24 protein-coding genes and 1 pseudogene are annotated in these 26190 nt (G+C 61.1%); 14 read left to right on the top strand and 11 right to left on the bottom strand.

Features of this window, described 5'->3' with window-relative positions; translation table 11 throughout:
- Nucleotides 1-341 precede the first annotated feature (341 nt).
- From C8J46_RS12520 to C8J46_RS12530, 3 genes are all read right to left on the bottom strand, one after another.
- The gene (locus C8J46_RS12520) at nucleotides 342-671 is read right to left on the bottom strand and encodes a hypothetical protein (RefSeq protein WP_165886543.1); all 330 of its coding nucleotides are present in this window, start codon (nucleotides 669-671) and stop codon (nucleotides 342-344) included.
- Between the two features lie 527 nt (nucleotides 672-1198).
- Nucleotides 1199-1936 (bottom strand): Crp/Fnr family transcriptional regulator, encoded by a 738-nt coding sequence (locus tag C8J46_RS12525; protein WP_132739686.1) that lies wholly within the window; start codon nucleotides 1934-1936, stop codon nucleotides 1199-1201.
- Between the two features lie 459 nt (nucleotides 1937-2395).
- Nucleotides 2396-2782, bottom strand: a complete 387-nt coding sequence (locus C8J46_RS12530; RefSeq protein ID WP_132739689.1) for a helix-turn-helix domain-containing protein — start codon at nucleotides 2780-2782, stop codon at nucleotides 2396-2398.
- 107 nt (nucleotides 2783-2889) lie between these two features.
- On the opposite strand from C8J46_RS12530, the gene C8J46_RS21095 reads away from it, so the two are divergent.
- From C8J46_RS21095 to C8J46_RS12545, 3 genes are all read left to right on the top strand, one after another.
- Nucleotides 2890-3129, top strand: a complete 240-nt coding sequence (locus C8J46_RS21095) for an NAD(P)-binding domain-containing protein (protein WP_132739692.1) — start codon at nucleotides 2890-2892, stop codon at nucleotides 3127-3129.
- Nucleotides 3130-3316: 187 nt separating this feature from the next.
- Nucleotides 3317-3751, top strand: coding sequence for a hypothetical protein (locus C8J46_RS12540; protein WP_132739695.1), 435 nt, complete (start codon nucleotides 3317-3319; stop codon nucleotides 3749-3751).
- 224 nt (nucleotides 3752-3975) lie between these two features.
- A complete protein-coding gene (locus tag C8J46_RS12545; RefSeq protein ID WP_132739698.1) occupies nucleotides 3976-4542 on the top strand; it encodes a hypothetical protein in 567 nt (188 codons plus the stop codon).
- Between the two features lie 303 nt (nucleotides 4543-4845).
- Here the strand turns inward: C8J46_RS12545 and C8J46_RS12550 are convergent, their stop codons facing one another.
- Nucleotides 4846-5760 carry a LysR family transcriptional regulator gene (locus tag C8J46_RS12550; protein ID WP_132739701.1) on the bottom strand — a complete coding sequence of 305 codons (915 nt, stop codon included), beginning with the start codon at nucleotides 5758-5760 and terminating at the stop codon, nucleotides 4846-4848.
- Between the two features lie 601 nt (nucleotides 5761-6361).
- Between C8J46_RS12550 and katG the strand changes: the two genes are divergently transcribed.
- From katG to C8J46_RS12575, 4 genes are all read left to right on the top strand, one after another.
- Entirely contained in the window at nucleotides 6362-8548 is a 2187-nt protein-coding gene (katG, locus tag C8J46_RS12560) for a catalase/peroxidase HPI (RefSeq protein WP_243643418.1), read from the top strand.
- 494 nt (nucleotides 8549-9042) lie between these two features.
- Nucleotides 9043-10848 carry a DUF885 family protein gene (locus tag C8J46_RS12565; protein ID WP_132739710.1) on the top strand — a complete coding sequence of 602 codons (1806 nt, stop codon included), beginning with the start codon at nucleotides 9043-9045 and terminating at the stop codon, nucleotides 10846-10848.
- A 397-nt stretch (nucleotides 10849-11245) separates the two neighbouring features.
- Nucleotides 11246-12265: a DUF6624 domain-containing protein gene (locus C8J46_RS12570; protein ID WP_132739713.1), complete on the top strand. Its 1020-nt coding sequence runs from the start codon at nucleotides 11246-11248 to the stop codon at nucleotides 12263-12265.
- Between the two features lie 304 nt (nucleotides 12266-12569).
- Nucleotides 12570-12848 carry a VOC family protein gene (locus tag C8J46_RS12575; protein ID WP_243643365.1) on the top strand — a complete coding sequence of 93 codons (279 nt, stop codon included), beginning with the start codon at nucleotides 12570-12572 and terminating at the stop codon, nucleotides 12846-12848.
- Between the two features lie 140 nt (nucleotides 12849-12988).
- Here the strand turns inward: C8J46_RS12575 and C8J46_RS12580 are convergent, their stop codons facing one another.
- Nucleotides 12989-14317 (bottom strand): amidohydrolase family protein, encoded by a 1329-nt coding sequence (locus C8J46_RS12580; protein ID WP_207894174.1) that lies wholly within the window; start codon nucleotides 14315-14317, stop codon nucleotides 12989-12991.
- 34 nt (nucleotides 14318-14351) lie between these two features.
- Here C8J46_RS12580 and C8J46_RS12585 point away from each other — a divergent pair, with 34 nt between their 5' ends.
- The gene (locus C8J46_RS12585) at nucleotides 14352-16535 is read left to right on the top strand and encodes a penicillin acylase family protein (RefSeq protein WP_132739716.1); all 2184 of its coding nucleotides are present in this window, start codon (nucleotides 14352-14354) and stop codon (nucleotides 16533-16535) included.
- A 39-nt stretch (nucleotides 16536-16574) separates the two neighbouring features.
- Here the strand turns inward: C8J46_RS12585 and yghU are convergent, their stop codons facing one another.
- From yghU to C8J46_RS20850, 4 genes are all read right to left on the bottom strand, one after another.
- Complete coding sequence (yghU, locus tag C8J46_RS12590; RefSeq protein ID WP_132739719.1) at nucleotides 16575-17453, bottom strand: glutathione-dependent disulfide-bond oxidoreductase; 879 nt, start codon at nucleotides 17451-17453, stop codon at nucleotides 16575-16577.
- A 198-nt stretch (nucleotides 17454-17651) separates the two neighbouring features.
- Nucleotides 17652-18122 (bottom strand): nucleoside deaminase, encoded by a 471-nt coding sequence (locus C8J46_RS12595; protein ID WP_132739722.1) that lies wholly within the window; start codon nucleotides 18120-18122, stop codon nucleotides 17652-17654.
- 61 nt (nucleotides 18123-18183) lie between these two features.
- Nucleotides 18184-18933, bottom strand: a complete 750-nt coding sequence (locus C8J46_RS12600; protein ID WP_132739725.1) for an SDR family oxidoreductase — start codon at nucleotides 18931-18933, stop codon at nucleotides 18184-18186.
- A gap of 82 nt (nucleotides 18934-19015) precedes the next feature.
- Complete coding sequence (locus C8J46_RS20850; RefSeq protein ID WP_165886544.1) at nucleotides 19016-19168, bottom strand: hypothetical protein; 153 nt, start codon at nucleotides 19166-19168, stop codon at nucleotides 19016-19018.
- On the opposite strand from C8J46_RS20850, the gene C8J46_RS12605 reads away from it, so the two are divergent.
- From C8J46_RS12605 to C8J46_RS12635, 6 genes and pseudogenes are all read left to right on the top strand, one after another.
- A complete protein-coding gene (locus C8J46_RS12605) occupies nucleotides 19167-19484 on the top strand; it encodes a helix-turn-helix domain-containing protein (RefSeq protein WP_132739728.1) in 318 nt (105 codons plus the stop codon). The genes C8J46_RS20850 and C8J46_RS12605 overlap by 2 nt on opposite strands.
- A gap of 311 nt (nucleotides 19485-19795) precedes the next feature.
- Nucleotides 19796-20404 carry a hypothetical protein gene (locus tag C8J46_RS12615; protein ID WP_165886545.1) on the top strand — a complete coding sequence of 203 codons (609 nt, stop codon included), beginning with the start codon at nucleotides 19796-19798 and terminating at the stop codon, nucleotides 20402-20404.
- Nucleotides 20405-20930: 526 nt separating this feature from the next.
- Nucleotides 20931-21500: a hypothetical protein gene (locus C8J46_RS12620; RefSeq protein ID WP_132739732.1), complete on the top strand. Its 570-nt coding sequence runs from the start codon at nucleotides 20931-20933 to the stop codon at nucleotides 21498-21500.
- Between the two features lie 107 nt (nucleotides 21501-21607).
- A pseudogene (locus tag C8J46_RS12625) lies at nucleotides 21608-21904 on the top strand (acetyl-CoA C-acyltransferase); the annotation flags it as partial.
- Between the two features lie 83 nt (nucleotides 21905-21987).
- Entirely contained in the window at nucleotides 21988-22299 is a 312-nt protein-coding gene (locus C8J46_RS12630) for a hypothetical protein (RefSeq protein WP_132739737.1), read from the top strand.
- Nucleotides 22300-22580: 281 nt separating this feature from the next.
- Nucleotides 22581-24479 (top strand): EAL domain-containing protein, encoded by a 1899-nt coding sequence (locus C8J46_RS12635; RefSeq protein ID WP_165886546.1) that lies wholly within the window; start codon nucleotides 22581-22583, stop codon nucleotides 24477-24479.
- 9 nt (nucleotides 24480-24488) lie between these two features.
- Here C8J46_RS12635 and C8J46_RS12640 read toward each other — a convergent pair whose 3' ends face one another.
- Complete coding sequence (locus C8J46_RS12640) at nucleotides 24489-25388, bottom strand: crotonase/enoyl-CoA hydratase family protein (protein WP_243643366.1); 900 nt, start codon at nucleotides 25386-25388, stop codon at nucleotides 24489-24491.
- A gap of 136 nt (nucleotides 25389-25524) precedes the next feature.
- Complete coding sequence (locus C8J46_RS12645) at nucleotides 25525-25980, bottom strand: DUF3617 family protein (protein ID WP_132739744.1); 456 nt, start codon at nucleotides 25978-25980, stop codon at nucleotides 25525-25527.
- Nucleotides 25981-26190 lie beyond the last annotated feature (210 nt).

Consider the following 26190-nt stretch of genomic DNA (forward strand, 5'->3'; position numbering starts at 1 on the left):
TCTGCTCTTCCGAAAACTGCTTCCGCTTCATCTGTCCGTCCCTTTCCGGGGTCGGACTCTAGCTTCAACTGGAGGAAAAAACGGGGGTCACGTCAATCCTGCCACAGGGCCCGTAGGATTGGCTCAAGACCTTCATCATAGGGACAATCATCATATCCCAATTTGTCGCTACTGGCGGCGCTAGCGCCAGCTGCTCGCGCTCGTTCGTATTCCAAAGCGTGGTCTGTCACACCCATCCCTTGCGCAAAAGGCTGGTATTGTAACGACTTATGGCACGTTCTGATCCCGCCTTTTTACTTTTCTTAGGTCAGCCGGTGCGCTTGAACATTTGCCAGTTGATGTCACCGCTCAGCCTTATACCCCTCAATTTTCTGTGCTTCGCTCGAAGCAAAATCAAGAAACCTTCGCATCCGCTCGATAGCTTCACCGGTTAGGGCAACATCCTCACCACTTTCGCTCGAGACAACCTGTCCATCTTTTACCAAGTGTGCTATCCAACGCTGTCCCGCACCTACCGATACGCCAGCGGAGTGGGCCAAGGCAGTCTCTGTCATCGTTTGGTTATCTGCTAAGCTGACAAACAGTTGCAGGAGCATTGTCCATGCATGTTCGTCAAATATCTCCGATGGAAATAACTGGCAGCGCATTTTCCGCACCGCAAGGATCGCCATAGCTGTTTTTAGCCGCCTTTGATCACCTGTCATGGCATAAGCTTAATCTAGAAAACGGCACCGGTCGCTAAACCAAATTAGGCGAAATGTTTTCACCACTTCGCATGCTCACAAATGGCGCGAAGATTCGCGATTTACGGTTTACGCGTGCGGTTCATTGCGGTTAGTTCAGCCATGAACTTGATCGATCAAAATGCGGAAGCGTTACGCGGCGCGGTTGCGTGGGCGCTGCAACTCGCAGACCAGCAGGGTAACACTCTGGTCTGCAACTCGCAGACCAGCAGGGTAACACTCTGGCCGCAGCCCTGCTCGAGGATGTATTGACCATAGTGTCAGACGGGCTACCGGACTGACTCCCGTCAAAGGGCTTGACGAATGCCTGCTTCAGGGAGGCAGGCGGCGGAAGCGGAACGGCAAAGATGGAGATGAAAGCGGTCCGTCCCCTCAACGGAGAGTTAGGCGACAATAGCCGACATGGAACCGCTTAGCGTCTAACGTTGGGCGTCAGGGTATCCACGCAGCAATAATTATTCAGAAAAATTATTGACTGTAAGAAACCGTTCTGAAAACTGACCAGCTTGCCGAAATCCGTTAAGATCAACTATTTCGTATTCTCTATTTGTATGATTGATTAAGTCGCTTTCAACTAGCGATCTGATAGCCCTGTTAACGTGAACAGGTGTAATACCGACGGCGTCCCCAATCTGCTCCTGCGACATGGGCAGGTAAAACCGCAATCCATCATTCAAGCCGCGCAACCTAGTTCTGGCAGCAAATTCGTTTAAGAAATGAGCTACACGAGTTCGTGCAGAATGCCCACCTATATTTAACAACCACTCCCGTAATTGGCGTGACTCTGCAGTAGTTACTAAATCTAAGGCCAACCGAATGTATGGGTGGGAATCCGTTAATGATTCAAACTCGAATTTTTGCACATACCCGATGCTAGATCTTTCCGCACAAACCACGTTATAGTCCAGATTATTCACGAATCTGTTTTCCGGATTAACTATGTCTCCAGGAATTATTAACGATACAATTTGTCGGTGACCATCCGATGTCTGCTTTTGACGGAATAAATACCCCGATATTACAAATGCATATTCTGAAAATGGCAAGCCTTCCCTGAATACGTAGCTTCCTGACTCGAAGGTTCTTGTTCGAGCTTTCAAACGTCCCAAAGCTTCGTCGTCAGAAACCTGTATCTGCGAATGCGCCGAGAGATTTTTTGCAATCAAACCGCGAGGGTCAATTTCTGAGATCAAAACGCAGTTCCCGTAATATCGGCGGGAGCAATGAGTCTCTCAGTTGCCAAGGGCCGTGCTCGGTCAGCAATTTATCGTTCATACCATAAGCTGTCAGATAATACTTGATTGAAGTTAATCTTCGCGGCGGCCTTTACGATACGGCGGCAGGTAAGGGTCGCAGTTCGAAGCAGATGGGGCAAATTTAAAACCGGAAAGATGCGCTGAACGAATGGCCGTAATCGGGAGTCATGATTTATGACCGGAGCGTCTGGAATTGGGCGAAACTGTCCGGCAGCGCGAGACTGCAAAAAGACCCACTATCGGACACTCACGCCCCTCCCCTCGCTTCCCAACTTCGGACGCTGGTTCATCTTTGCGAATGAACGATTTCGAAGGGCGGCTATCCGCTTGCGAATTCCGTGAAGGGAGAGGAAAGCGGCCATCCGCTTTTGGTGCTTCGATCGAATAAGCTGACGTCTAAAGGGACCCTTGTTCTTCCAATCTAGCCGACGTCTCAGTCTCGCGCCGCATGAATGTCCAATCGATAAGGGCTTCAATAGACGGCCCAAGTGCCAGACCGATTTCGCTCAGCGCGTATTCGACCCGGGGAGGAACCTGAGGATAGATCGTCCGGGTGACGATCCCGTCCTTCTCCAGTTCTTTCAGCTGTTGAATCAGCATCTTCTGATTCACGCCTTCGACACGTCGTTCCAGCTCGGAGAAGCGCAAAGGCGATCGTGCGGCAAACAGTTGGAAGATGATCACCATCTTCCACTTTCCCTCCAGGACGCGGAGGGCCTCGCTCGTCGCCGCAGCCCAGACAAGCTGCTGCTGTGGGTCCTCGCATTGCCAGTCACGCTGCATAGGTCACTTACCTTTTAGTGGGTAACCCACCTTTCGGTAGGTTCTTGTCACTTCTGGTACCTGACCATAATTTCCGGTGCGAAGCAATGATCGCATAGGAACGACACATGAAGATCGGCATTCTTGGGACAGGGCGCATCGGCAAGACACTCGTCACCAAGTTGAGCGAGGCAGGCCATGCCTGGCGCGCACCGATGGCGGTTGAAGAGTGGTCGGACGCGAAAGGCTACTCTCAGATCATAGCGTTAGATCAGGCGGTGCTCGAAGTGACGACATGGACCGGGCGTTGCCACGTGGATGCCGAGGACGGTCGCGTGGTCAACTGCTGGTTCACGAAGGGAATGTAGGAGCTTCTCAGCGTTCCCAAAAAACGAACCCTTTTGCAACCGACGTGCTGCTCGGGAAGCATCGGAGTTCTGCATCGAGGAAGGCCGCAGATTGGGCCGCCTTGAGGCCGATGCGAAATCCGTGAGTTTTGCATCAGATGGGTGCGAAAGTCATAGGAAACGGGTCTGAGCCATCATAGCCTGCCCTATGAAACATGCCGAACTACGGTCCATCGTTCACAACGTCGCCGATTCCCTCGGTAGCGGCATCGGTCTCATGATCGGCCATTACGAGATGGACGTTTATGGAGATGCCGAGCGCTCTCACGAGCGCGCGATCACGGTCGATTTCCTACACGGCGTTATCATCGAAGGTGAACCGTCTACCTCGCTGGTGGAGTCGGTAGCGCTCTATAAGACTGCATTCGCTGACCTCTGTTCGAAAGCCGGTGGATCAATCGCTAACGTGGTAGAAGCAAAGGCCCGCTTTTGGTCCGACGCGTTGAACTGCCACTTCACAGTGACGATCACTGACCGCGACGGTCACCGCTCCGCAACAGACTATGCGGGAATACCTGGCCAACGGGTGAAGATCCTAGATCCCCTTGGGCGCTTGCGGCCTCGGCCAAGCGCCCAGGCCTGATGCAAAACTTTTGAATTTGCATCAGGATGGCCGGAATGGAGAGGAAAGCGGACGGACTGCTTACGAAAAATCGATCGCGATAGCCGAGATGGTACGTCGCATTTTCCGAAATGATTGCGCGATAAACGTCCTGTTGGTCGGCACCGAATTACGAAGTTTGGAACGAGACTGGACCTGCTGCCTGAGACCGACGAATTAATGCTAACAAACGGATTGGGACACCGATGGCAGACAAGCAGCATTTCGAAGCAATCGTTGGCGACATTGGTCGAAAGCTTTGGTCGATCTTCCCCGCGGATGCTGTGGAGATGCGGTTCGAGGCGCAATTTCATGAGTGGATGCAGACGCCGGGAGTCAGTCAGTGGACCCGTCGAGACGGTGTTCAAGGGCAGTATGCCGGCTTTGGTAGCAGGCCCGAAAAGGTAGAGGAGTCAATCAAGGTCGATCTCGCGAGAATGAGAACGCTGGACATCTTCCTGCCAAGGCCTTGGAATCACGTCACGGTGACGTTGACCGAAACTGCTAAAATCAACTTCGATTATGCCTATGTCGACGAGATTGATCAGTGGCCTCGCCTCCATTTAATTGGAATCAGCGCTCTCGAACAAGCAGAAGCTACCCGCGACTACGGCATACCTTCTGCCGATTGGCAACATGTCGCCAGCGAGGTGCTCAAGATTAGGAGGGCAGAATATGAGGCCGCGCGGGCTCTCGGCGATGCAGTTATACAGCACGCTGTGGAGCAGAATATCAAAAACCTTCAAAGCCGGATCGAAGCTGCTGCAATTTAGCACGCGCCGACGCCGATAGGGCAGTGAGATCACATCGGCGCAGCATTCCAAGTTTTAACCCATAGTGACAGGAAAGATCGCGCCTAACGAATGGCCGTTATCGGGAGTCCAGATCACGAGCTTCAACGTCCGCGTTTGGGCGAGCGGCCCCCTGCCCTACGGCTGCCGGCCAGACCCATTTGCAGTCATTCACGACGTTTTTTGGGCTTCCGAACTTCTGCCGTTCGTTAATCCCAACTTGGGTCTTCGTTCCGGTCCGAAGCTCACCTGTCGAAAGGAAGTATTTGCTATTTTACCCCCCTCCTACCCGCCGCCCCAAGGCGCGTTCGCCAATTCGCGGGCAAGATAATCAATGAGAGCCTGGACCCGAAGTGGTCGCAGCGGGCTTGGCGGCATGACGAGGTGTAGCCCCAACGGGGTCACCGACCATTCCGGCATCGCCACCATCAGTTTGCCGTCGCGCAGTTCCCGCCAGACCAGGAACTCGGGTTGGATCGCAAGCCCCTGCCCCGCAACAAGCGCCGGATTCAGAAGATCGGCATTGTCGGTCCAGACGCGCACCGGCGGTTCGATTGCCTCCTCCCCGAACGTCGGATGCGTGAAACGCCACGCTCTGGATGCACCCCCCGTATAGGCCAGCGCACAATGCCGGCTCAGCTCGGCCGGGTGCGTCGGCATGCCCTGGCGTTCGAGATAGTTGGGCGACGCTACCAGCAGCAACCGGACAGTACAGAGCCGACGCGACAGCAGTGAGGAGTCGTTCAGGCTTGCGATCCTGAGCGCCAGGTCGAACCCTTCCGACACCAGATCGACCTTGCGGTCACTCAGCGCGAAATCGACGGTGATTTCGGGATAGGCCTGCAAGAAAGCCGGCAGCACCGCACCGAGATACGCGATGCCGAACGACAAGGGCGCGCTGATCCGCACGCGTCCGCGGGGCACGGTGGATTGTTCGCCAGCTTCGTCCTCTACGGCCTCGCCCTCGCTCAGGATGCGCGACGCACGCGCCAACGCCGCGCGGCCGGCATCGGTAAGCGCGACGCGCCGCGACGTCCGTGCAATCAGCGTCAGGCCCAGGCGCGCCTCAAGTCGCGCGATCGCCTTCGAGACGGTGGGATCGGACATGCCCATCTCGCGTGCTGCACGCGAGAAGGAGCCATGTTTGGCGACCATGGCGAAAATCGCCCAGGCTTCGAGATCGGGAAGGCGCTTCGTCATTTTCGGCAAGATTGCAATGCCAATCTTGCCGTTTCGTCAAGCCCCATCATGGCGCATCTTTAGGTCATCGGAGCAGCAGCGCTCCCCAGGAGACCGAACATGATCGACCGTCGCCCCTTCGACAGCCTTGGTGGTGCCAACCATGGCTGGCTCGATGCCAAGCATCACTTGATCTTAGATCTTAGATGTTGGATGTTGGATGTTGCAAATGGGCGACGGCATCGAAAAGGTCGCGTCGGCGCAAATGACGCAGCTACGTATAACGGAATGCCGCTTGCGTCTTGGTTGCGATACCGCGGACGTCATCGATAGGGCCGCATTGATAGGGTAGCGCGGGATGGCGCCTTTGCAGGCGCGTCAGAGCCCTGAGAAGGCGTGCGCTGCGGCATTATAGCGGTCGCCCATATAACGGTGGGCGTACGCCGTAAGGCAGTATGCTCGATGGTCATCAGTGATCGACTACTCTCATTAATTGGTTCCGAATAATCGATTGGACAAATGTCCCTCAGATCCTGCATCTTAACAACTAAGACGGTAAGACTCATCGAGAGAGGACGCCAAGATGGCCGATTACGAACAGCCCAAGAGCAGCGGTTGCCCAATGGGGCCCAACGGCGGCGGCGAGGTCAAGGCTCGCTCGCTACTGGGTCGTACGAACAAGGATTGGTGGCCCGATGCGCTGCCGATCGACATGCTGCACCAGCACGGTGTCTCACCCGACCCGATGGGTGAGGAATTCGACTACGCCGAATCTTTCAAGCAGCTCGACTATGCCGCACTGAAGGCGGACCTGACGGCGCTGATGACCGATAGCAAGTCCTGGTGGCCTGCCGACTATGGCCATTATGGCCCGTTCATGATCCGCATGGCGTGGCATGCCGCCGGTACCTACCGTGTGACGGACGGCCGTGGCGGATCGTCGTCGGGTCAGCAGCGCTTCGAGCCGCTCAACTCGTGGCCCGATAACGGCAACCTCGACAAGGCGCGTCGCCTGTTGTGGCCGATCAAGCAGAAGTACGGCAAGAACATCAGCTGGGCCGATCTTTTCATCCTCGCCGGTAACGTCGCGATCGAGAGCATGGGTGGTCCGGTCTTCGGTTTCGCTGGCGGCCGCAAGGACGTCTTCGCCTCCGAGGGCGACACGTTCTGGGGTGCCGAAGAACTTTGGGTCAACGAGGGTGCGCAGACGCGCATCAGCGAGGACATGCCCGAGCTCGAAGGACCGCTCGCCGCAATCCAGATGGGACTCATCTACGTCAATCCGGAAGGCCCGGGCGGTGATCCGAACCCGCTGTTGTCCGCGCGCGACATGAAGGCGACGTTCCTGCGGATGGCGATGAACTCCGAGGAAACCGTTGCGCTGACCGCTGGCGGCCACGCGTTCGGCAAGTCGCATGGCGCCAAGCCTGCCCCGCATTTCAAGGCTCCGTCTTCGGAATCCGTGCACATGCAGGGCCTCGGCTGGCTGACCGACAGCGAGGAGATTGGTCAGGGCCACATCACGACCTCGGGCATCGAAGGCGCATGGTCGAACAACCCGACCAAGTGGACCGGCGACTATCTGCGCCTGCTGTTCAAGTACGACTATGAGCTGACCGAGAGCCCGGCCGGCGCGAAGCAGTGGCAGCCGGTCAACCCGGCACCCGAGGACATGGCACCCGACGCGCGCGATCCCAACAAGCGCGTGCCGACGATGATGACCACCGCCGATATGGCGCTGAAGATGGACCCCGAGTTCCGCGAGATCGCGCTGCGTTTCCGCGACGATCAGTCGGCGCTCGACGACGCGTTCGCACGCGCCTGGTTCAAGCTGACGCACCGCGACATGGGTCCGCGCGTTCGCTACCTTGGGCCTGAGGTTCCGGAAGAGACGCTGATCTGGCAGGATCCGGTTCCCGAGGGCACCGCGCCGTCGGACGCCGACATCGCTGCGTTCAAGGACGCCGTGCTGTCGAGCGGCCTGACGATCGGCCAGCTGGTCAAGACCGCCTGGGCGTCGGCATCGAGCTATCGCCGGTCGGACCACCGTGGTGGTGCGAACGGTGCACGCATCGCGCTCGCCCCGCAGAAGGACTGGCCGGTCAACGAGCCCGAGCAGCTGAGCAAGGTCTTGGCCAAGCTCAACGAGCTGCGCGGCGACATGTCGCTGGCCGATGCGATCGTGCTGGCGGGTTCGGCAGCGGTCGAGAAGGCGGCACTCGATGCCGGTCACGACGTTTCGGTGCCGTTCCTCGGCGGACGCGGTGACGCCACGCAGGAGTGGACCGACGTCGAGAGCTTCGTGTGGATGGAGCCGCAGGCTGACGGCTTCCGCAACTATCTGAAGACGCGTCACCCGGTGAAGACCGAGGAGTTGTTGCTCGACAAGGCTTCGCTGCTCGGGCTGTCCGCGCCGGAGATGACCGTTCTGGTCGGTGGCCTGCGCGTGCTTGGTGCGAACTTCGGCGATGCGCCCGAGGGCGTCCTCACCGAGCGCAAGGGCCAGTTAACCAACGACTTCTTCGTCAACCTGCTCGACAACGACACGTTCTGGGATCTGGTCGACACGTCGAGCGACGAGAAGTTCATCGGCTACGATCGCGGTGGTCGCGAGAAGAAGTGGCAGGCGACGCGCACCGACCTGATCTTCGGCTCGAACTCGCAGCTGCGTGCGACGGCTGAAGTCTATGCCGAGAACGGTCACGAGCAGAAGTTCGTTCGCGACTTCATCAAGGCGTGGGTCAAGGTCATGAATGCCGACCGTTTCGACATCTCGGCAAAGCCTGTATCGTCCAACCAGGCGACGTAAGGTTTTATGAGGTTCGGATAAGTCGTGCCGACCTGGACAAGGTTCCAGAAAGCATGGCTTATCCGCCACTCCCCGATGTTATAGTTGCCGCAACTAAGACATGAGCTCTGATCGCTCGATTGCATGTAGCCCCCGTCCTAAACGGCAGGCTTACAACCAATATCGTCACGAACACCCGCGCCCGAACTAGCCGGTCATAAATGCTACGGGCGACGCTATGTTCTTGGCGGTGAAGCGTTACCCGCCCCCAGTCGGAATACCTGTAGGGCACTGGCCCTGATGACAGGGAACCCTGATCGGTACGAGACGCAGCGGCTGAAAACGTGGTCTCGGATTTTAGACGCGGCGGTGGTCGCCCATCACGCCGACGTCTCAGGATCGGACGACAACGGTCGTCACGCGGCGAGTGCCGGTCACGCTCGACAAATCCGGTCATGGCCTCCAGACCATGCATGCACCACTCAGGTGCGCGTAATGTTCGGTCAGGAGCCTTCATGCATCGTCGCCACTTTATCGCGTCTGCCGGTTTCGCCTCCGCGTTGATGGCCCTGCCGGCGATCGCGCGGGCCGCATTGGGTCGCGATGACGCCAAATTGAGGGCGATGCTCGACGGGTTCTTTTACGCGCGATTGGACGAGAGCCCCGAACAGGCGACCTCGCTCGGTCTCGATACGGGTGCGCGGACCCGGCTTAAATCGAAGCTCGACGATACCTCGCGCGCCGGCGAGCAGCGCCAGTTCGCGCGGGCAAAGAGAGAGCTGGCCGCGCTGAAGACAGTGTCGCGCGACGCGCTGGGCGACGCGGCGAAGCTCGATTACGACGTGGTCGAATACAGCCTGGACCGCGAGATCGCGGGGCAGCGTTACGCTTATGGTGCCAGCGCCGGACGGTATGCGCCCTATGTGCTGACCCAATTGACGGGCGCCTATCGCGACGTACCGGACTTCCTGGCCAACCAGCACGCGGTCCGCAGTGCTGCCGACGCGGATGCCTATGTCGCCCGCGTGCTGGCGTTTGCGGGCGCGATAGATGCCGAAACGGAGCGTCAGCGCGAGGATGCCGCCAAGGGGGTGTTCGCGCCGGACTATATCCTCGACACCACGCTAAAGCAGCTGGCGTCGGCGCGCGACAAGGCGCCCGACCTGTCGGGCCCGGCGACCGACCTGGCCGCCAAGCTGAAAGCGGCCAATTTGCCCCCCGAGCGCGGCCAGGCGGTAGCGGCGCTGATGCGCGACCAGGTGTTTCCCGCGCTCGACCGGCAACGCGCGCTGGTGACCGAATTGCGTAGCAAGGCGACGCACGATGCGGGCGTCTGGCGCTTGCCGGATGGTGACGCGTATTACGCAGCGGCGGCGAGCGCCGCGACCACGGTGCAACTGACGGGAGACGAGATCCACACGCTGGGCCTGTCGCAGGTCGCCGAAATCAGCGCGCGGATCAATGGCATCCTCAAGATGCAGGGCATGACGCAAGGGAGCGTCGGCGAGCGTCTGGTCGCACTCAACACGCGACCCGATCAGCTCTTCCCCAATACCGATCCGGGTCGTGAAGCCCTGCTGGAGCAACTCCGTGCGCAGATCGCTGCGATGGCGAAGCGCCTGCCCGAGCAATTCGGAGTTCTCCCCAGGGCGCCGGTCGAGGTCCGCCGCGTTCCCGAAGATATCCAGGCCGGTGCGCCGGGCGGCTATTACCAATCCGCGTCGCTCGACGGGTCGCGGTCGGCGATTTATTTCATCAACCTGCGCGACACGTTCGACCGCCCGAAATTCGGTCTGGCGACGCTGAGCTATCACGAGGCGATCCCGGGCCACCATCTCCAGGTCATGTCGGCACTGGAGAGCGAGGACATCCCGCTGATCCGCCGCCGCGGCTTCTATTCCGGGTATTCCGAGGGTTGGGCACTCTACGCCGAACAGCTTGCCGACGAGATGGGCGTGTACGACGGAAACCCGCTGGGTCAGGTCGGCTATCTCCAGTCGCTGCTGTTCCGCGCGACCCGCCTGGTCGTGGATTCAGGCATGCACGCCAAGCGCTGGAGCCGGGAGAAAGCGACCGATTACCTGATCGCCACCACCGGCATCGCGCGTGGCCGCAGCCAGGGCGAGATCGACCGCTACACGGTCTGGCCCGGGCAGGCGTGCAGCTACAAAATCGGCCACACCATGTGGGTCCGCCTGCGCGACGAGGCCAAGCTCAAGGCCGGCGCCGATTGGGATCCCAAGCAGTTCCACCGCCTGCTGACGATGGGCGCGATGCCGCTGACGGTGCTAGAAAAGGTCGCGCGCGAGCGGATCGGTTAGCAAATCGGGATCAGGACGAAGCGGACTCAGAGCAGAACGCTTTTCATTGCTGGACCGAGCCGAAATTTGTTCTGGAATGGAGCGCGCGACGTACGCCTATCCATGGTGCGCGATATTTGATCATTGGCGAAGTGAGTTGCGCACTTGGGAACAAAGCAACGGGTCTGACCCAGTTACGGGCATTCTCGTACTGATTTGCGCCTTGCGGGATCGGCCATTCGTTCATCGGCCAACGGCACTTTCGATGCGGATCTACCAGCTCAATAATAACAGGCGGGGGAGCGCGGCCAAGCTGCTTTACGGCAGAACGTCCAACCCGCGAACATCGACCGTTGTCCGCGCCGTTGTGTTCTTACATTGCCTGTCGCACAACGCGTCAAGTCAGAGGAGAGTAGATGTGCGGGCATTCCGGATCGGTTTGAGCGCCATAATTATAGGATCGGCTCCTGTCGGCGCGGCAACTCGACCGCCAAGTATCCCACCTGCCCTCTCCTCTTTCCTGCACAACGACATTGTCGAATACGGCGACTATCGATGGTTCCGTGGGCGGTTTGCCGGCGCGTCGGCTGCGGACACGCAGGCGTTCATTGTTGCCCTGGAATGGAATGAAAGATGTGAGACGCAGTCGCGTGTCGCGATGAAAGACGAACTGGCGGCGATGGGCCAGACGTTCGACCCAGGTCGGGACGTCTATGCACGGCCTGCATTATGCCGTCAGTTCATCCAGCTTCCAATACGGGCGGACGTAACATGGTCAGCCTTTTCCGCTGCGCTAGATCGTGTCCGGCCATATGCGCTCGGTATCATCCGTGCGATCGCCCTCGTGGAGCAGCAGGTGATCGATCACGGCGACTATGCCGAGCAGTTGCGCACCCGACCACTCGGGGAGCAGACTTTGCGTTTCGCGTGGGTCGAAAGCCAACGACATGAAGGACAAACCGCGACCTATTCGTCGCTCGAACGGGCTGTCTACGAAGGCATTCTTCTGCGTGCCTTGGATGACCGCGATCAGGATAATACAGCCTGGCTTTCCGCGAGAGTGACCCGTCAGGGTTGGCCAACGCGTTCGCAACTAGGCGACGAGGCATCCGCCGCCGCTTGGCTGCTTGTCCAACACGCGGATGCCAATCCGGCCTTCCAGCTAACTGCCCTGCGCCTGATGGCGCCGCTGGCGTCTAAAGAGGAGATCGATCCGCGCAACGTTGCTATGTTGACGGACCGCATGCTGCTCAAGCTCTCCGGTCACCAGCAATACGGTACGCAATGGACGTGCAAGGACGGCAAACGCGTGCCGCTGCCGCTGGTGAACACCGACGCGGTCACCGATACTTTGCGGGCAAAGGCAAACCTCGGCACGCTCAACGAAAATGCCAGTCAGATCGACACCTTGTACGGGCGATGCCCGCCTGCGGGATAAGTCATCTGCACGCTGGCGAAGTCTTATCCACAGATCACGCCGGGCTGGCGCTGGCGACGTTCAATAGCCCGCCGCTCGTCCCGGGTGGGACGGTGCCCATACGCCATGGCGACGTAGAGTGCCAAGAAGAGCATAGTCCACGAGCCGGCCGATTCGGCGATTGCTGTTAGCAACGCGAGGAGCACCAGTGCCCAGGATGATCGTCGTCAGTCTGCCGGTCGCAGACGTTGCGGCCTCAACGGCCTTCTAGGAGACGATTGGCTTCGAGAAGAACGCTCGGTTCAGCAACGAGCAGTCGTCGTCGATGGTGTGGTCGGATGCGATCCACGTCATGTTGCCCGCCAGGCCTTTCTTCGCGACATTCACCGAGAAGACGATTGTTGATGCGACGACGAACTCCACCGGGCATTATGCGTTGTCGTTCGATAGTCGCTACGAGGTCGATGCGATCACGCAGGCGGCTGTCGAGGCAGGCGGCCGCGAGTTGCATGGGCTGCAAGACTTGGGTTTCATGTACAGCCGCGCGTTCGAGGACCCTGATGGTCATGGGTTCGGGCCGTCCTGGATGGCCTCCGCCGCCTAAGCAGAACGTCGGATCACGCTTGGGCAACTGGTCTCCAGTTCTGCAGATGACATAGCTCCGACGGCCGCTCCGAGCCGACCAGCGGACTGACCCGCAATGCGACATCCGCGGGTGGTTTTCCAATTGCTGCAAGCAGATGCCTATTCCTCGTCGTCGTTCGGATGGCGAGGCCGTTGCGCATCGTTCGAGAACGGGTCCGGGACGATGGTGCCGCCCTTCATGACCATCCGAATGCGATGGAGCGCGGCTATATTTGCGGTCGGATCGCCCGACACCGCAACCAGATCGGCCAGCAGGCCAGGTTTCACCGTACCTCGCGTGTCGCCAAGATGAAGCAACCGCGCGTTGCCGGAGGTAACGGCCATCAAGACCGCCGCCCGAGGCATCCCCGCCGCGACCAGCAATTCGATCTCGCGCACGTTCTGCCCGTGCGCGAATACCCCCGCGTCGCCGCCGACGCAGATCGGGACGCCTGCCTTGAGTGCCAGCTTGAGGCTTGAACGACTGAGTGCGACGGCGGGTGGCGCTGGTTCGCTGCGGTTCCAGCCGCGATAGCGCGCGGTCGCGTCGGATGCGGCGAGCGTCGGACACAGCGCGATGCGCTTGGTCGCCATGTCTGCGAAGATCGCGGGCGTACCGCCATAGCCGTGCTCGATGGTATCGACGCCCGCGGCGACCGCGCGCCGCATACCCTCGGCGGTCGCGGCATGGACGGCAACCGGGCGACCCGCATCGTGCGCCGCTGCCACCGCCGCCGTCATCTCGGCGAGGCTCAACGTCGCACGGCTCTCCTCGCCGGGTCGCCAGCGATAATCGGCATACAGCTTGACCCAATCCGCACCGGCCGCGATCTGCCGGCGCACTGCTGCCACCATCTGGTCGACGCCCGACACTTCCTCGGCCCCCTGCGGCACCGCGACGCCTGGCTCGAAACCCTTCGGACCATAAGCGCCAAGCGCGACGATGGCGCGCGTCGCGACCGACAGCCGCGGGCCCGGCACGATGCCCTGGTCGATCGCCGCCTTCAGCCCGACATCCGCATAGCCGGCGCCCTCCGTGCCGAGATCGCGTTCGCTGGTGAAGCCGGCGAGCAACGTCGCCTTTGCGTTCGCAACGGCGCGCGCGGTGCGGAGCGCGAGCGGCTCGTGCAGGACCTGATCGTCCCAGCTCGTCTCGTTATACGGATGCAGGAACAGATGCCCGTGCCCCTCGATCATGCCGGGCATCAGCGTATCGCCGGCAAGCTCGATAGTCTGCGTGTCGGTGGGCACCGGCAGATTGGGACCGACTGCGACGATCCGGTCGCCCGAGACGAGCACCTGCCAGCCGGCATGGACGATACCATCCGCGCCATCGAAAACGCCCGCGGGTTTCAGCAGCGTCGATCGGGGGTTAGACGCCGGCACCGCGGCTCCGGGCCCGAGCAGAACCGCCGCGGACGTCAGCACTATCGTCGTCAGCCACCGCATGGTCTTTCCCTCGTTCCCGCCTTACGCTGCCACCATGGATAAGCTCCTTCGGCGTGCGCGCAATCCGGTGATCCTGTTGGCCCTGCTGACGGCTGCGCCCAGTCCGCCACCAACCGACATAGCGCGGTGGCAGGTGCAGGCCGCGCGCGTCACGATCACGCGCGACGACTGGGGGATCCCGCATATCCGTAGCCGATCCGACGCGGATGCGGTGTTCGGGCTGATCTACGCACAGGCCGAGGACGATTTCGCGCGGATCGAGGCGAATTACCTGACCGCGCTCGGGCGTAGCGCCGAAGCAGACGGCGAGGACGCGGTCTGGGCCGATCTTCGCCAGCGGCTGTTCGTTGATCCCGCGGACCTGAAGCACCAATATGCCGCCAGCCCGACCTGGTTGCGGGCACTGATGCAGGGCTGGGCGGACGGGCTGAACTATTATCTGGCGACGCATCCGCAGGCCAGGCCGAAGGTCCTCACCCGGTTCGAACCATGGATGGCGCTCAGCTTCACCGAAGGCAGCATCGGCGGGGATATCGAGCGGATCTCGCTCAGTGATCTGAAGACGTTCTACGGCAAGCCCACCCCGCCCTCGCCGGAGGAACGCGGCATGGTACCGCGAGAGCCGTCGGGGTCTAACGGTATCGCGATCGCACCCCGCCTCACCAAGAACGGCCGCGCGCTGCTGCTGATCAACCCGCACACCAGCTTCTATTTCCGCTCCGAGGCACAGATGACGAGCGACGAAGGGCTGAACGCGTATGGCGCCAGCACCTGGGGGCAGTTCTTCGTGTATCAGGGCTTCAACGCCAAGGCCGGCTGGATGCACACCTCCGCGACAGTCGATAATATCGACGAGTTCGCCGAACGGATCGCGCGGACCGGCAATCGCTATGCCTATCGCTACGGCAGCGACGTCCGCCCGGTCACCACGCGTTCCGTGTCGGTGCGTTATCGCCGCGCCGACGGTACGATGGGCGAGCGCCGCTTCACCACCTACGCCACGCATCACGGGCCGATCGTCGCGATCAAGGCCGGGAGCTGGATCGCGACCGCGCTGATGTGGAAACCCGTCCCCGCGCTCGAACAAAGCTATCTGCGGACCAAGGCGACCGATCTCGCCAGCTACATCGCGGTCGCCGAGCGGAAGGCGAATTCGTCGAACGACACGCTGTTCGCCGACGACAAGGGCGAGATCGCGTTCCTAATGCCGCAGTTCATGCCGATCCGCAGCGACCGTTTCGACTATACGCGGCCGGTCGACGGCAGCGATCCCGCGACCGACTGGCATGGGCTCCACACGCTCGACAGCCTGCCGAGCGTCGCAAACCCGCGGACCGGCTGGGCGCACAACACCAATGATTGGCCCTGGAGCGCGGCGGGTCCGGACAGCCCCAAGGCGGCGGACTATCCGAAGTACATGGATCAGGTTGGCGGCAATGCGCGCGGCGTCCATGCCGACCTGTTGCTGACCGGCAAACGCGGCTGGACCCCCGACACGCTCCGTGCGGCTGCCTTCGATGCCTATCTGCCCGCCTTTGCGCGATTGCTGCCCGGACTGGTCGAGGCCTGGGACGCGCTGCCTGCGCGCGACCCACAGCGGGCGTCGCTCGCGGCGCCGATCGCGCTGTTGAAGAAATGGGATCACCGCTGGAGCTACGACTCGGTCGCGACCAGCCTGGCGGTGTTCTGGGGCGACCAGTTGTGGCGCGAGGTCGGCAGCTTCGCGCAGGCAGAGCGATTGAACGTGCCCGACTACATCGACGCGCGCGTGTCGCCCGAGGCCAAGCTTACCGCGCTGTCCGCCGCGGTCGACTGCCTGACGCGCGACTTCGGCGACTGGCGCACGCCGTGGCAGCCGATCAACCGTTTCCAACGGCTCGACGACGCGATCCAGCCGCATTTCGACGACGCGCGCGCCTCGATCCCGGTGCCGTTCACCTCGGCGCAATGGGGCAGCCTGGCGTCGTTCGGCGCCAAGCCTTGGCCCGGCACGAAGCGTTATTACGGCACCAGCGGCAACAGCTTCGTCGCGGTCGTCGAGTTCGGCCCGCGCGTGAAGGCGATGGCGGTCATGGCCGGCGGCCAGAGCGGCGATCCGGCATCACCGCACTTTGCCGATCAGACGCAGCGCTATGCGGAGGGCAGACTGCGCCCGGTCTATTTCTATCCCGACGACCTCAAGGGCCACGTCGAGCGCAGCTACCGCCCCGGCGGGTGACGTCGCGCCCGCCCGCGCACTACGTCACCGCACCTGAATTTACGCCACGGCCCCGTCCAGCTTATCCTGTGTCCGTGTGTAGAAGTCGCCGGCATCGTGGCGTTCGTGGAGCTGGCTGGCAGGATCGCCCATCACGCGGTTGACCATCCGGCCGCGCTGGACCGCCGGTCGCGCGCCGATCAGGTCGGTCCAGCGCAGGACGTTCTTATAATCGCTTACTTGAAGGAACTCGGCGGCGTCATACACCTGGCCCGTCACCAGCGCGCCGTACCAGGGCCACACCGCCATGTCTGCGATCGAATAGTGGTCGCCACCGACATATTCGCTCTCGGCCAGCCGCCGGTCCAGCACGTCGAGCTGGCGCTTAACCTCCATCGCGAAACGGGCGATCGCATATTCGATCTTCACGGGAGCATAGGCGTAGAAATGCCCGAAACCGCCGCCCAGCATCGGCCCCGCCCCCATCTGCCAGAACAGCCACGACAGCACCTCGGCGCGCTTGGCGACATCGGTCGGGAGGAACGCGCCGAACTTCTCGGCAAGATAGAGAAGGATCGATCCGGATTCGAACACGCGGATCGGCTCCGCGCCGCTGCGATCGACCAAAGCGGGGATTTTCGAGTTGGGATTGGCCGCCACGAAGCCGCTGCCGAACTGGTCGCCATCCATGATCTTGATCAGCCAGGCGTCGTATTCGGCACCGGTATGACCCGCGGCAAGCAGTTCCTCGAGCATCACCGTCACCTTGACGCCGTTGGGCGTTGCCAGCGAATAGAGCTGGAGCGGGTGCTTGCCGACGGGCAGGTCCTTGTCATGCGTGGCGCCGGCGATCGGGCGGTTGATGCTGGCGAACCGGCCTCCGCTCTGCTTGTCCCAGGTCCAGACCTTGGGCGGCGTGTATTCGGCGGTCTCGGTCATTCTGGCTCTCCGCTATCTCTACTCTGCGTCGGCGAAGTGCGCCGTTGTGGGGCTATGCGCAAGGGCCCGAACCGAAGTCGCTCGGCCATGCGTGGCTTACCAGAGCCGTAAGGTACCAGCCGCTTCCGTAACGTGAATGTTCGAATACCCGATCGTCACTCTCGGTCCCCCTTTTCGCACGCGATCAGCGATCTCGGGTCAGTTGCCCGCACGTGCGTGGAGCGTACGGACCTCGTCGGCGAACGCTGGCACCGGGCCGGTGACGACCGCATCGGGGACGACGTCGGTGATCCGCAGCGGCACGATGCCGAGCGATGGCTTGCCGAATTCGCGCAGCCATTCATTCAGCTGGATCGTCGACGTCGCGTAGACGATCCTTCCCATCCCCACGAGCCCATGCGCCGCCGCGCACATCGCGCAATGCTCGCCCGAGGTATAGACGACAGCCTGTCGCCGCTCCTCCGGCGACAAATGCTCGGCGGCCCAACGCGCGATCGCGAACTCGGGATGACGCGTCGGATCACCGCCGCCGGTTCGGTTTCGGTCCTCGAACAGCACCTCGCCGTCGCGCGACACAAGGATCGAGCCGAACGGCTGGTCGCCCGCGTCAACGGCTTCGGTCGCCAGCTCGACGCACCGCCGCAGATGGCTCATTTCGATATCGTTCATTCCATTCCCTCAAAGCTCATTGTGTCGACGTCTTGCAAACGTTCAGCCTTCCATCTGGCAGTCACCCCGCATGCCCGTTCAAGGCGGCCAGCATCTCATCCAGTCGCCCGTCGCGCTCCGCGAACCGCAGCGCGTGGACGCGCTTGACCAGCACCTCCGCCGGTGTCGGCTGCGCTTCGAACAGCGCGAGCACTACATCCGCGAACGCCTCCAGCGGCTGATAGCCGTCGCGGGTCGACTGGCCCGGCGTCAGTTCCGTTTGCACTGCCGGTGGCGCGAGTTCGACGACTTCGACCTTGCCATTCAGCGCTGCACGCAACGACATCGTGTAGGAATGCAATGCCGCCTTGGTCGCCGAATAGGTCGGCGTGGTAATCAGGGGAACGAAGCTCAGCCCTGACGTGACGTTGACGATCGTCGCATCGCCTCTTGAGAGGAGATGATCCACCAGCGCATTGGTCAGCCGGATCGGCCCGAGCAGATTGGTGGTAATCGTCGCCTCCGCATCCGACAGATCGCGCGCGACGTCCAGCGTCTCGGTCCGCATGATCCCGGCATTGTTGACCAACACATTCAATGCAGGAAAGCGCGCGATCACCGATGCGGCAAACGCAGTAATTGCCGTCGCGTCGTCGATGTCGACCGTCACGCCGTGCATGTTCGGCCGCCCCGCGATCGCCTGATCGAGCGTGTCCTGCCGGCGGCCGGCGATGATGACCGTGTTGCCAAGGTCGTGAAAGCGGTGCGCGAGCGCCTGACCGATGCCCGATCCGCCGCCGGTGATCAAAATGGTGTTGCCTGTCCGCTTCATCGTGGTTGCTCCTGTATTTCCGTGACACGTCCATGTAATTGGTCGCGAACTCCTGGAAAGAAGGCACCGAAAAGATCGATACTTACTCGAAGGAGAGTGATGCACGCGCGTCTGCATCGAGCGCGCCCGTTGCGTCGGAGCCCGTTGCGTCGGAGCCCGTTGCGTCGGAGCCCGTTGCTTCGGAGCCCGTCGCGTCGGAGCCCGTCGCGGCGGCCTGCGTTGCGTCGAATGTCATGCCGGAAGCAGCATTCTGCGCGGAGGTCGATCCCCGTGTCGAAGCGCTCGTCACGCAGTTGACTGGTCGGGTTGCAGATAAATGGACGATGCTGATCCTTGAGGCGCTTGAGGAGAATGGCGAGCAGCGATTTACGCAACTGTCACACCGGGTGGCGGGGATCAGCCAGAAGATGCTCACCCAAACATTACGCCACATGGAGCGCGATGGGTTGCTCATCAGGACGGTGCATGCCCAGGTTCCGCCGCGCGTCGACTATCGCCTCACGCCGCTGGGCGAGACGCTCGGCGCTGCCTTTTGTGGGGTGTGGCTTTGAGCTGAAGAGAATTTGCTAAAGGTCGAAACCGCGCGAGCACGCTTCGATCAGCAGTCGCTGGCTTGATAAGGCACGCCATTCGAGCTCACGGGTACGCGATGGCGGTGTTCGTGAAGGGCCGCAGCCAAGACTTCCCGAATGTGACGATCCAGGGGACGTTGACTTGGCACGTTGCCGATTCGGAACGGCTCGGTTCGCGTGTCGACGTCATTTGACGGACCATTCTTCCATTGCGTTCCGCGCGAGACGACAAGACATCCACGCGGCTGCGCTGCATTGCCAAAATCCGGGCGATTGCGCAGTCTGCTGAAATGACAAGGATTCTGCTTGTTCTTCTAGCCTTGGCAGCACCGACGACCGCGTTCGTGGCGCTACCGGCTCCAGCTGGTTCGATACCGTCTGGCATCGCTCGACAGTTGCCCCCGGGATACGAACGTCTCTCCAGCGTGACCATGTCCGTCACGCGGCCTTCACGCATTTTCGAGCTCGTCGCGCTCGGACGCATCGGGGAGAATTTCCGCTCACTACGGGGGAACGCACACGCGCGGCCCCTTCTCATTTTCGAGCGGCACGGCGAACGGTTTATCCTAGTCGGTCGGAATGATTTTGTGATCCTCAGGGCGGATCGGGGCGGGCAATGCGATCCGTTTTTGGACAGTAACGGTTCGATCTCTATCAAGGGTCGCTTCTTTACCGTCGAGAACGGTGTCGCGTGCGGTCAGCACTGGACCGATTTCGTCACCTTCCGGCTCGATGATCGGGCAGGCTTCGTCTTCGATAACGAGCGCTTGGAATCGTGGTCATTGAACTCGAGCGATGATCCCGATGCGGAAGCGCTCATGCGCGACGGGCCACAACGAGTACGACGCCCTAAGCCGGGCAATTCGGTTAGATTTTCACATTGGCGAAGGCCACGCTAGCCCGAGCCCATGAGTAAAAATCGCCGACCGTTAAAAAAACATAGCGGGATAGACGAGTTCGGATAGGGTAAAGAGGCCATCGCGCTTTCCCGCTCATCGGCGTCACAACTATGATGACCCGCAGTTGATCGTTCGCGCCGCTAGCTTATTAAAGCGCCGCTCCGTGAAAATGTGCTTGGGTCGCGCTGGCGATGATCGGGTATTTTCAACCGCCTTTCGACGACAGCGCCTCAGTTCGATGGACCGTTCGGCCCCCGTGTAGATTTCGCAGTATGCCTCTCGCCGCCCTGGCAACGACAATTCAGACACCTAGCTGGCTTTTGGAAGCCTGGTAACACCCACTATCAAGAGCGGCGTCCGCCCTTTTATTCGCGAAAACAACACGAATAGCGGGGCTGCGAGCATCGCGAAATCGATCTGATACTGCGAAGAATTTTTGATCTGCAAGCCATCAAGAGCTCGGCCAAGCCAATTGCAAGACCAGGTAACCGACCCAAGTAAAATTGGGCAGTTGGGGAGGAACGTAATGTATAAGTTCAAATTACTTCTGTCGACGTCGCTGCTGGTGTGTATGGCCGCTGCCACGCCGGCTATGGCGCAGGACGGTGTCCCCCCTGCCCCGCCGTCCACGGCGAACCCGCAGGACGAAGCGGCTTTCGCCTCGGCAAGCCCCGCTCAGGCAGTGCCTCCATCGACACCCGGTCAGGCGCCCGTCGACGCCTCCGCATTGCAGGACATCATCGTCACGGCGGAGAGCCGGTTCAACACCGCGCAGAAGACCGCGGCGGCGATCACCGTGCGTCCGAGCGCGGAGATGCTTCGCCAGGTTCGCTACGAACTTAAGAACATCCTCGAAGACGTTCCCCGCGTGGTCGGCGGCGCCGCCGCGACGGTCGCGACGTCGCAGGGCAGCGGCACCGGCAAGAACCATTTCCGTCAATATTGGGAACTTCAAACTCGACCTCGGGCCGGTCGAAATCACCTACATCCCCGCGGTCCGCACTTGGTATCAGAACGCGACGATCGTGGCGCGCGGTACGGTGTTCAACGCCGACCAGACCATCCTGACGCCCGACGACAAGTTCGTCACGCATGAGTTGCGGATCCACAGCACGCCGAACGACTCAAAGTTCAGAGGGCAGACCGGTGCGATGTATTACCGCAATACGCCGACCACCGTGAACAACCTGTATAATCGCGACCTCGGCGCGCAAGCTGATGCGGATCGGCGGCATCACGCTCGACATGATCGAACTTAACGAAGCGTTCGCCAGCCAGGCGATCGCGACGCTGCGCGACCTCGATATCGATCCGTTGGACGACCCCCGCGTAAGCCGCAACGGCGGCGCGATCGCGCTCGGCCACCCGCTCGGCATGTCGGGCGCGCGGATCACGATGAGCGCGGTTGAGGAGCTGCACCGCACCGGCGGCCGTTATGCGATGGCATTGATGTGCATCGGCGTCGGTCAGGGCATTGCGCTCTTGATCGAATGCGTATGATAATCAGGATGTTGCGCGGCGTTGGTCGAGACCGATACGATCCGTCGTAGAAGATCCACTCAGCTACCCTCAGGGAGACGGCAGTGACGAACACCTACGAGAAGCAGAAACGGCTGCATCACGACGTGACGAACGTCGGCTTGCGCGCGCAGGCGACCGCGGTCGGCTTGATCCAATTGTGCATCGAACTCAGGCAGGCCGACGTGCTGACCGAAGCCGCACTTACGCGGATCAAGGCAGCGATCGGCGACGAACTCGCAATCGGACCCTATCGCCGTCTCGCCTCGCGCGATCACCGCAGCGAGATCGATGCGCGGCTCGATCAGCTGTTCTCCGGCGAGCAGAAAGTGGGGCCCGCCGATGCGCTCGATTTTGTCACCGAGACCGACCGCTAGCGGCGAGGTGAACCGGCAGGCCGCTGGCGCTCTCGATGCCGGATCGCCTTCACTTGGCGCCTGCGCAAATTGGATTGGTAAGATCCACCTTGGCCGTTTGCTAACCGCGGGCGCGTTCATGAACCCTGAAGGCGCTCGATCGAAAATATCTGGCAGTTTGGCCGACTTGAAGGGTTTTGTTCGTTGCTTTTACACTTATGCCGTTCATGGCAGCGTGGATGAGCGGCCTGATATCACGCCTGAGACAGCTCAGGCACTCCGACCATGCGATCGCCGCCTCGGTGCGCGAGACCCTTGTGGGATCGCTTTATGCGTCCCCGCAGTCGCTCGTGATCGGTGCGCTGACATCGAGCGGCGTCATGACCATCGTCGCGCTCGTCAGCGGCAACCGATCGATGATCCTGTGCGCCGTGGCGATTGCGTTCGTCGCCGGCGTAAGGGTGTTCGACGCGATCGGGATATGGCCGCGATCCAAACGGAAGGGCGTGCTGGCGGGGATGCAGACCGACCGCCAGGAGATGCTCTACCGGTTCGGTGCGTTGTGTTATTCGGGCTTGCTTGGCGTGTTCGGGCTTTTGACGCTTGTGAATACGCACGACGCCGTTCTGCAATTGCTCGCGGTTACGACGACGATCGGATACGCGGCCGGAATCGCAGGACGTAACGCCGGCCGCCCCTGGATTGCCCTGTCCCAGCTATGCTTCGCGTCCCTGCCGCTTGCGGTAGGTCTGATCGTCTCGTTCGATCCGCTGAAGGTCGCGCTCGCGGTCGTGATCATGCTGTTCGTCGTCGCGATGATGGACATCACGCTCCAGACGTACGGCGTGATCCTGAAGGCGACCACCGTCTCTCGCGAAAAAGCCGCGCTGGCCGAGTATCATGCCGCGGTTGCGCGTCGTGACGATCTCACTGGGGTCGCCAATCGAACGGCGTTCAGGGAACAATTCGAGGCGCGGTTGCGGGCACTTTCCGGCGCGGACCGATGGCTGACGATCCACTGGATCGACCTCGATCGCTTCAAGGAGATCAACGACTCGTTCGGACATCTTGCGGGCAATGCGCTGCTTGCAGGGGTCGCGCACCGGCTGAACGATGCGTTTGGCAGCACCGGGATCGTCGCGAGATTGGGCGGTGACGAGTTCGCAGTCGTTTGCGAGGTTGAGAACCGGACTGCCGCGACGACGATCGGCCGGACGATCATCGAGTTGGTCGAGCAGGCGGTTCACCATGACGGGCGCCTGCTGCATGTCGGTGCATCGCTGGGCATCGCGATCGCACCCGTCGACGGAACCGACGCGGATACGCTGTTGAAGAATGCCGATCTCGCTCTCTATCGTGCCAAGGACAGCGGGCGTGGACAGATGTGTTTCTACGAACCGTTGATGGATGAAAAGATCGAGCGTAGCCGCGATCTCGCCAGTGAAATGCAGGGTGCGTTGGAACGCGGCGAGTTCCACTTGATGTTCCAGCCGATATTCGATCTCGCGGGACAACGCGTGCTGTCTTGCGAAACGCTCCTGCGCTGGACCAATCGCCGTCACGGTCCAATCTCGCCGGCCGAGTTCATTCCCATCGCCGAAGACAATGGCCTGATCGTGCCGATCGGCAGTTGGGTCATCCGCGAGGCATGTCGTACCGCGAGCGCATGGCCGGTCGAGGTCAAGATCGCCGTCAATCTGTCGCCGATCCAGTTGCGATCGGCCAATTTGCCGATGGTCATCATGAGTGCATTGGCCTCGAGCAACCTCGCCGCGGAACGGCTCGAACTCGAAGTCACCGAGTCGGTCCTGCTCGACGACATCGAAGCGTCGTTGGCCGCACTCGACGCGATCAACCGCCTCCATGTTCGCACGACGCTCGACGACTTCGGCACCGGCTATTCCTCGCTCAGCTACCTGACGAAATTTCCCTTCCAGACGTTGAAGATCGATCGATCGTTCATTGCCGATCTCGAGCAAAGCCCGGCATCGGTCGCGATCGTCCAGACCGTGATCGACCTGGCGGCGAAGCTCGGGATGCGGACGGTCGCCGAAGGGATCGAGACGCAGGCCCAATTGGATCAGTTGCGCCGGACTCGCTGCGATGCGGTGCAGGGTTTCCTGCTGGCGCGGCCAATGCCGGCGAGCATGGTCGCGACCATGCTCGCCGGTGAACACATCAAGGCACAGGGTCGATCATGAACGCGGCGATCATGCCGCCGCCTTCTCCAGCAATCTGGTTTGTGCGCCGACCAACCGGCGCATCAATTTCAGATCCGCATCGCTGAGCCGCAACGCCGCATCCGCCCAAAGGTCGACGACCGTTTCCAGTTCAGCCAGGGGCAATGGATTGACCGAGCGCGAGGCCTCGTAAATCGCGCAATGTCCGCTGTGACGACGTCGGTTCTGGCGGATATAGCTCTCGACTTCGGCGCGTCCCTTGCCGGGGTCCGCCAGAGCATGGACGATACCGAGCTCGTACAGCTCTTCGGCACTGTAGGACCGCCCGCTAAGGATCATATGCTCCGCGCGTGCGGCACCAAGCCTGCGCGACAGGAAGCAGTGCGCGCCCATCCCGGGAAACAAACCGAAATTGGTTTCCGGCAGCCCGAACTGCGTGCCGCGCTCGGCGATGACGACGTTGAACGACAACAGGGCTTCGAAACCGCCACCCAGCGCATCGCCTTCGACCAAGCCAATCGTGATGATCGGCAGGTCCAGGCTCCGCATGTTGCGATGCAGGATTTCGACACAGGCCCGACCGTACCGGACCAGTGCGCCGCGGTCGCCGTTGCGGATGTGTGCCGCGAACAGGTCGAGATCGCCACCCAGCGAGAAGACGCCGGGAAAACGCGATCCGAGTACGACATAGCGGATCGGCATCGCACCGGATGACTGCGCGCTGCGGATATCATCCTGCCATTGCCGGAATTCGGCCAGCAGCCCCGGATTGAAACTGGGCCGGCTGCGCTGCCGCATATAGGTCCACAGGGTATTGCTCGCGGGGTCGAATTGCGTTTCCAGATCGGCGGCCTCGAAAAGTCGGCGTGGCGCGGGTGTTGGCCGCGTTTCGATGGCTTGATAAGACGATTCATCCGGGTCGGCCGACACGATCGGGGAGTATTCGAGGCTCATTGCGACGTCCTTCTGCACTAACAGCGATGTTGCTGCGGAAGAACTCTACTTTGAACTTGATACAGGACCGATCGCGGGATGATCCATCCGGCCGAAAATGTCGCGTTTGAGCCTAGTTGCCGATCCGCGCCGCGCGCTGGTTCAGCACGATCCGCATCGCACCCTTGGGGGTCGTACCCGTGACCGTCGCCTGCCCGACAAAGCCATTGCTGTCATACGTGCCGGCGCGCACAATCTGCATCGGCTCGCCGCGCTTCTGTGGACAGGTGAGCGCCTGTGCATAGCGGCCATCCGCAATACGCTGACTATCGACCCTGCATCCCGCCTTTGGATCGGGGACCAACAACGCCTCGACGCCTTGCGCCGGCGGTAGTCGCTTATGCTCGGCTTTCGACTTGCCGCGCATCATCCGCAAGATGAAGCCCGGCGCTCCGGGTATGGCGATGTCGGCCACGGTGGACGTGACATCCCATCGTCCGGCCGCGAGCACCGGCCCACCCGCGGTGGCGATCGACGGCAGAGCACCCAGCGCTACGACGAGAAGTTTCAACGCGGAATATGCCTGCATGCCTTTGTTTACAGGGCAGTGTTTTGCGACGCCAGTCTTTAGTGACGCGGTCAGCCGTTGCGCCAAGGCGAACGAGCCGCGAAGACGCGCCATGATGTCGCTTCCCCCACCGCCCCTCGCGATACTCGCAGATTGCGTTGCCCCGGTTGTTATTCTCCTAGGCCGACGCCGCCGGTCCAACTGCGTGCGATCCTACGTGAAATGCCGTTT

This window comes from Sphingomonas sp. PP-F2F-A104-K0414 (assembly GCF_004340945.1).
GTDB lineage: Bacteria > Pseudomonadota > Alphaproteobacteria > Sphingomonadales > Sphingomonadaceae > Sphingomonas.